The sequence below is a fragment of the uncultured Campylobacter sp. genome, assembly GCF_938017705.1.
GTDB lineage: Bacteria > Campylobacterota > Campylobacteria > Campylobacterales > Campylobacteraceae > Campylobacter_B.
In genome coordinates, this window is record NZ_CALIIS010000149.1 from 1 (window position 1) to 2,527 (window position 2,527).

The following is a 2,527-nucleotide window of genomic DNA, read 5'->3' on the forward strand; positions in this document are numbered from 1 at the left end:
ATTCCAGGCATAAAAAAAGCATCCGCCGTTTGACCGACGCCGTGTATAAATCGCGGGGCAAAATAAACGCCGCCGCGAGCAAAGGAGCTTATTTATCTCTTAAATTTAACTCGCTAACAAGCTTGGAGTAAACTGCGTAGTCTTTGTTTTTAAGATATTTCATCATTCTTTTGCGCTGACCTACTAGCTTTAGCAGTCCTAAGCGAGATGAAAAATCTTTCGGATTTGCTTGCAAATGAGTGGTAAGAAGCGTGATCCTCTCGGTAAGAAGCGCGATTTGCACCTCCGCAGAGCCCGTATCCTTCTCTCTTCTAGCGAATTTCGCAACTATCTGTGCCTTTTGAGCCGTGTCTAAAGCCATGATGACCTCCTGATCGGTAAAATAGGAAGCGATTATACTTAATTAACCTAAATTTTTGCTTTCTTTGTGTAAAATGCACGCTTTGACACCAAAGGAGAGAATAAATGCTTTTTACAAAAGCAAGCGAATACGCCCTGCTTTCAATGATCTGCATCGCCGGCAAGAATGAGTCTATGGACGTAGATTCGATCTCTAGCGAGCTTGGAATTTCGCGCAGTTTTTTGGCTAAAATTTTACAAAATTTAGCTCGTGCGAGACTTTTAAATTCCTTCAAAGGCGCAAAAGGCGGCTTTGTGCTCGCGCGCAATGCGGATGAAATCACGCTAAGCGAGATCATCAAAAGCGCCGAAAGACGCAAGGCGACGGTGTTTGATTGCACCGCCGAGGGGATCGACGCCTGCCCTAACGGTCGCACGCTGTGCCGCGTCAATCTAATGTTCGGCGAACTTCAGGAGAAAGTCGATGAGTATATGGATACGATCACGCTAGCAGACATCATCGGCAAAGAACGCAAATGAAAATATATCACCTCAGCCACACCGATCTGGACGGCTACGGCGCGCAGTTCGTCGCGGCGCACTATTTGACGGACGTGGAATTTTTCAATGCCAACTATGGCAAGGAGATAAACGAAAAATTTGATCTCATCCTCGCTCGTATCGACGAGCGACTCGCCGTAAACGCAGACGAGAAAAGCCTGGTTTTAATCACTGATCTAAATTTACTGCCCGCGCAATGCGAGAAATTTAGCGGCGAGCTGGCACGTCGCAACGCTCGCATGATCCTTTTGGATCATCATCAAAGCGGGCTTGAGTGCGCGAAGAAATTCCCGTGGTATTTTCTGGACTCGTCGCGCTGCGCCACGAAGATAACGTATGATTTTTTCAGCGCGATGTTCGGCGGCGAGACGCGGCTGGATAAGCTCGTGCGCGTCGTAAACGCCGTGGATATCTGGCTGAAAGAGCAGAGCGAGTTTGAGCTCGGCAAGGTCTGCCTCGGCATGGTCTCGGGCGCGAAAGAGATCAATAAGATCATGTTTGAGCAGGAGAGCAGGGATTATATCTTTTTCCTGTTAGAAAAAATTTTTAAATTTCAAGACGAGCCGAATGCGCACATAGCGCTAGATAGCGCGCTGCACGGCATAAAGAAGGAATTTTTTAAAGGCGAGCGCGACGATACGCTAAGCAATCTCGTCTCGCATTTCGTAGTCGCCCGCCTAAGCACGCAAAAGCAGCGCTTTGAGATCAGCTACCTCGATAAAAAGGGCATTTTGACCTACAATATCGGCAACGTAAGCGTCATCGGCAACGACTTTTTGACGCAAAACCCTGATGTCGATTTTTTCATCGACGTAACGAGCAAGAAAACACTCAGCTTCCGCGCCGACGGCAAGATCGACGTAAGCGAAATGGCAAAGCTGCTCCTCGGCGGCGGCGGACACGTAAATGCGAGCGGCGGGATGTTTGCGGGCTTTAAGGACGCGAGCTCGTACGAAGCCGTAAAGGCGCAAATCGTGGATCTAATCGAGAAAAAAACTCAAATTTCAAAGGAAGAAGATGAAAAATAATGACGAAAAAATCGCCGAGCAGGACCTCATCTACGAGATCAACATCCTGCTTGACGCGATGCTGCTTTATGCGGGCGTGAAGCGCGAGCGGCTCGCCGATGCGGCGCAGCTCTACATCGAAAATATCGACACGGTGCTTGCGAACTCTGACGCTAGCGGCGCGGACGAGGTGATCGCCGTGGTCGAGTTTTTGCGTAGCAAACACGCGGAACTATTCGAAAATAAGGGCTAGCTCGCGGAATTTTAAGCGAAATTTTGCGAGCTAGAATTTTACGAAGCGCAAACTATGCGGAGTAAAATTTCATTTAGCGCGGAAATTTATAGAGCGAGAGATCCGCGAGATAAAATTTTACTAAATAGAATTTCAAAAACGCAAAATACGGAATTTTGCGGGTTTAGATTTAAAATTTTAAAATTTAAAAAGTATGTTTTGCAAATAAAATTTTAAGGCATGGCAGTTGCAGAATTTAATTTTAAAATTTTATGCTGTCGAACAAGAGCAAAATTTCAAGGCTTAGAATTTACGCTAAGAAAATTCCGCGCAATAGCAAATTTAAAATTTTAAGTGCATTTTGCGGCACGGAATTTTGCAAAAAATT

The 2,527-nt window shown here is 46.2% G+C and carries 4 protein-coding genes; 3 read left to right on the top strand and 1 reads right to left on the bottom strand.

What is annotated here, in order from left to right; translation table 11 throughout:
- Nucleotides 1-88: 88 nt before the first annotated feature.
- Nucleotides 89-361, bottom strand: coding sequence for a 30S ribosomal protein S15 (gene rpsO / locus Q0605_RS07560; protein ID WP_005871877.1), 273 nt, complete (start codon nt 359-361; stop codon nt 89-91).
- A 104-nt stretch (nt 362-465) separates the two neighbouring features.
- Between rpsO and Q0605_RS07565 the strand changes: the two genes are divergently transcribed.
- Genes Q0605_RS07565 through Q0605_RS07575 form a run of 3 tightly spaced genes read left to right on the top strand, consistent with a single transcriptional unit; the run spans nt 466 to nt 2,160 of the window.
- Nucleotides 466-879, top strand: coding sequence for an Rrf2 family transcriptional regulator (locus tag Q0605_RS07565; RefSeq protein WP_298705702.1), 414 nt, complete (start codon nt 466-468; stop codon nt 877-879).
- The gene (locus tag Q0605_RS07570; protein ID WP_298705705.1) at nt 876-1,928 is read left to right on the top strand and encodes a 3'-to-5' oligoribonuclease B; all 1,053 of its coding nucleotides are present in this window, start codon (nt 876-878) and stop codon (nt 1,926-1,928) included. Before Q0605_RS07565 ends, Q0605_RS07570 begins: the two co-directional genes overlap by 4 nt.
- Complete coding sequence (locus Q0605_RS07575) at nt 1,918-2,160, top strand: hypothetical protein (RefSeq protein WP_297881153.1); 243 nt, start codon at nt 1,918-1,920, stop codon at nt 2,158-2,160. The genes Q0605_RS07570 and Q0605_RS07575 overlap by 11 nt, the downstream gene beginning before the upstream one ends.
- Nucleotides 2,161-2,527 lie beyond the last annotated feature (367 nt).

Bases quoted from the DNA above. Each gene is read 5' to 3' on its own strand.
- Q0605_RS07565 (WP_298705702.1), top strand. From the start codon at position 466: ATGCTTTTTACAAAAGCAAGCGAATACGCCCTGCTTTCAATGATCTGC.
- Q0605_RS07570 (WP_298705705.1), top strand. From the start codon at position 876: ATGAAAATATATCACCTCAGCCACACCGATCTGGACGGCTACGGCGCG.
- rpsO (WP_005871877.1), bottom strand. From the start codon at position 361: ATGGCTTTAGACACGGCTCAAAAGGCACAGATAGTTGCGAAATTCGCT.
- Q0605_RS07575 (WP_297881153.1), top strand. From the start codon at position 1,918: ATGAAAAATAATGACGAAAAAATCGCCGAGCAGGACCTCATCTACGAG.